Source organism: Magnetococcales bacterium, assembly GCA_015228815.1.
In the GTDB taxonomy this organism is placed as follows: domain Bacteria; phylum Pseudomonadota; class Magnetococcia; order Magnetococcales; family UBA8363; genus UBA8363.
On the sequence record JADGCV010000090.1, the window covers coordinates 1 to 3,800 of the forward strand.

Sequence of the window (3,800 nt, forward strand, 5' to 3'; positions counted from 1 at the left end):
GCAATCTTTACAGCGTGCCAAACAGCACCACCAAACGCGTGGTGGAGGTTCACTCCCTGGCGGATGAGATCCGCATCCTGGCTCAGCTTCCCATCGCCGACAAATCCAATGAGATTCCCGCCGTCCGTCCCCTGCTGACCAATCTTGCACTGGCTGGTCGCCTGATCACGGCCGATGCCATTCACGCTCAAAAAAACTATTGAATTCATTGTTGAAGAGAAAAAAGCGGATTTCCTCTTCACAGTCAAGGGCAATCAGCCCACGGTGCTGGATACCATTGCTCACTTGCAGCTTGAAAACGGGCCAGCCCAGTTCCAGACCATCGAAAGGGGACATGGCCGTCAGGAAACACGGTCCATTTGGACCTCCACTCGCTTTGTCAAGTACGTCCCTTTGCCACACATCCAGCAGTTCTTCACCATTCGGAGAGACGTCCTGAATCTCAAGACTGGCAAATCCACTGTCGATGGCGGTTGTAAACTCCCCAAAAGTGGCGATTGAAAATTCCCCAGTTTCGAATTAATCGCCTGGCCCAGGGCACCTTCTGGGCCGAAGACCATTTGCCTGATCATATCCTTTTTCGCTCTGAAAAGGAGGCGGGCATGGTTATACTTGGGGAGATTGTTATGATTTTAGAACTACACGAGCAAGGGCTGACCATTTCAGCCATCAGTCGTCGTACAGGTTTGGACAGAAAGACCATCCGCAAGGCTATCCAGCGCGGTCTGGAAGCGCCACGGTATGGCCCCCGTCCAGAACGACCAACGATCCTGGCACCTTTTCACGGTTACCTCATGGACAAGATTCAAGCGATCCCTGATCTAAACGGTACTCGCCTTTTCCGCGAAATCCGTGAGTTGGGGTACCAGGGTGGATATACCATGGTGAAAGATTTCCTCCGGTCGATCCGGCCCGCCACGAACTCCGGGTTTGAGCGGCGTTTCGAGACCCCGCCCGGGAAGCAGGGGCAAGTGGACTTCGCCTTTTTTCGTACCCGGTTCGACAACGAGCCAGACGTTGAACGTGTCGTCTGGCTCTTCTCCCTGGTGCTTGGCCATAGCCGATTTCTGTGGGGACGATTCGTCGTCCACCAGGACATCCCGACGCTGCTGCGTTGCCACCAGGAGGCGTTCACAGCCTTGGGCGGCGTGCCCGCCACCATTCTTTACGACCGAATGAAAAGCGTGGTCCAGGACGACGATGAGAAGGACGGCATCGCCTATAACAAGACCATGCTTGCCTTTGCAACCCACTATGGCTTCTTGCCAAAGGCCTGTCGGGCCTATCGGGCGCAGACCAAGGGCAAGGTGGAGCGGCCCTTCCGTTATGTGAGGGAAGACTTCTTCCTGGGTCGGCGCTTCCGTGACCTCGGGGATTTGAACGCCCAGCTTCAGCAATGGTTGCGCGACGTAGCCAATCAAAGGACACACGCCACCACCAGGCGTGTAGTCCGTGAACATTTCGAGGAAGAAAAACAGCACCTTGGCCCTCTGCCAGTCGGACCTTTCCAGGCCGTACTCAAACTCGACCGTAGGATTTCCAAGGATGGCATGGTGTCCATCGGCGGCAATCTTTACAGCGTGCCAAACAGCACCACCAAACGCGTGGTGGAGGTTCACTCCCTGGCGGATGAGATCCGCATCTACGAGGCGGAGAAACTTATCGCCACGCATGCCGTCCTGGAGGGGCATGGCCAGCGCCGACTTGCAGCCGGTCATCGCAGCTTGCCACCACCCGCCAATAGCAAGACGCCCAGAGAGGCGCCCAATCAGCCCATCCCCCGTCCTGGCTATGCGGTGCCTCCAAGGTCACTGGCGTTCTACGAAGCCGTGGGAAAACAGCTTTCCGTCCAGGAGATGGGACATGAGCCATGATCTGCATACCTCCTGGTCCCTCGATAGTCTGCGTAGCCATCTCGTCGCTCTGAAAATGCCCAGGGCGCTGGAGGTGTTGGATCACGTTGTCCGTCAGTTGGAGCAGGGAGCAATCTCTCCCCTGGAAGCCATCGACACTCTGCTGGCCGAAGAGTGCCTCCTCCGGGAAGGGCGTCGCCTCAAGACAGCCGTGCGCATGGCCCGCATGACGACCATCAAGACCTTGTCTGGTTTCGACTTTTCTTTCCAGCCGTCTTTGGACAGAAACCGCGTCCTCGCCCTGGCGCAACTGGAATTCATCAATCGCCATGAAGCCGTCCACCTGCTTGGCCCTCCCGGAACCGGAAAAAGCCATCTCGCCTTGGCCCTGGGAATGGAAGCGATCAAGGCCGGGCACAGCGTCTATTTTACCAGCTTGGCGGACATCATCACCACCCTGGCCAAAGCGGATCGAGAAGGCAAACTCAATGAACGGCTTCGCTTTTTCTGCAGACCCGCTTTGCTGATCATCGATGAGATTGGCTACCTACCAGTCGCATCTGGGGGAGGCAATCTCTTTTTCCAACTCGTCAACGCCCGCTATGAGCGGGGTGCCATGATCCTCACATCCAATCGTGGCTTCTCCGAATGGGGCACGATTTTCGGTGATCCTGTCGTGGCCACCGCTTTGCTGGATCGTTTACTGCACCATGCTATCGTCCTCCAAATCGAAGGATCCAGCTACAGGCTGCGCAAACATGCTGCTTTGCTCCCGACCAGCATTGCCACCAACACTGCGGAGTCAAAACCCGTACCAGCGCCACGAAAGGGAAGACCGGTTAGGAAAGCGACTGTCATTGGTGATGTCCCTGGCGCTGGAACACCATCCCTGTCGTCACACACTGGAATAGAAATGGACAGTCAAGGACGGAACAAAAATGCGCCAATTGGCATGTAAAACGCCCGAAAGAGAGGACGGTTTTGACTTTAAAAAATGATTATAAATTGTTTCAACAGTCTAATAGGAATGCGAGCAACACGCCGTATCCCTGTGGGCAGGTCGGCGGTTTTTGCCGAGCTGTCCACAGGGATGGCGGGTTGCGGTTGGCGCTGAAGAAGGATGAACGATTTTGCAGCGGCTGATCACCGACTCAAACTGGGGAATTTTACTCCGCCACATTTGGGGAAAATTCATCCGCCATTGACAGGCGCCAGCTTTTCCAAATCGACGGTCAGCGCGTTGTGCGCCGGACTGGATGCGCGTGTCAGGGCGTTCAATGAGCGACGACTCGAAGGCGACTATCCGTTTGTTATCGTGGATGCATTGTTTCTCAAGAGCCGGGAGGATGATCGAGTGGTGTCACGCGCAGCGCTGATCATGTCGGGAATTCGCAGCGATGGTTTCCGCGAAATTCTTGGCGTGAAGATCGGCGACACGGAGAGTTTCGTCACCTGGGACGAGACGTTTCGTTGGCTCAAGGGTCGTGGCCTGAAGGGGGTGATGTTCGTCGTTTCCGACAGCCACGGCGGGTTGTCCCAAGCCGTGGCCAAACAGTTCCAGGGGGCGAGTTGGCAACGCTGCCAGGTGCATCTGATGCGCAATCTGCTGTCCCATGCGCCCGTCAAGGTCAGGGCCGATGTGGCAGCGGCGGCAAAATTGATTTTGCATGCGCCGGATATGGCAGAGGCGAAACGTCGGCTCACCGAGTTCTCCGAGCGGTTTGCCAAGAGTGCGGCCAAGGCTGTCGCCTGCATTGAAGCGGGTTTCGCCGATGCTATGGCGGTCATGGCCTTGCCGGAAAAATATCGACGTCGGCTCCGCAGCACCAACATGCAGGAACGCCTCAACGAAGAGATTCGTCGCCGCGAGCGGGGAGAATGGTGACTACGGCATCGCCGCTGCCATAGTCCGCGGCGATTCTTGCAGCGGCATGGACCATTGCGCCG

The 3,800-nt window shown here is 56.6% G+C and carries 5 protein-coding genes; all 5 read left to right on the forward strand.

Features of this window, described 5'->3' with window-relative positions; all coding sequences use genetic code 11:
- On the forward strand, positions 1-203 hold a 203-nt coding region (locus HQL76_18050; protein MBF0111072.1), incomplete at its 5' end, for a hypothetical protein.
- On the forward strand, positions 175-501 hold the full coding sequence (locus HQL76_18055; protein MBF0111073.1) for a hypothetical protein: 327 nt from the start codon (positions 175-177) through the stop codon (positions 499-501). The genes HQL76_18050 and HQL76_18055, both read left to right, overlap by 29 nt.
- A gap of 101 nt (positions 502-602) precedes the next feature.
- Positions 603-1,874 (forward strand): IS21 family transposase, encoded by a 1,272-nt coding sequence (locus HQL76_18060; GenBank protein ID MBF0111074.1) that lies wholly within the window; start codon positions 603-605, stop codon positions 1,872-1,874.
- A complete protein-coding gene (locus tag HQL76_18065; protein ID MBF0111075.1) occupies positions 1,864-2,811 on the forward strand; it encodes an ATP-binding protein in 948 nt (315 codons plus the stop codon). The genes HQL76_18060 and HQL76_18065 overlap by 11 nt, the downstream gene beginning before the upstream one ends.
- A gap of 162 nt (positions 2,812-2,973) precedes the next feature.
- Positions 2,974-3,738 (forward strand): IS256 family transposase, encoded by a 765-nt coding sequence (locus tag HQL76_18070; protein ID MBF0111076.1) that lies wholly within the window; start codon positions 2,974-2,976, stop codon positions 3,736-3,738.
- Positions 3,739-3,800 lie beyond the last annotated feature (62 nt).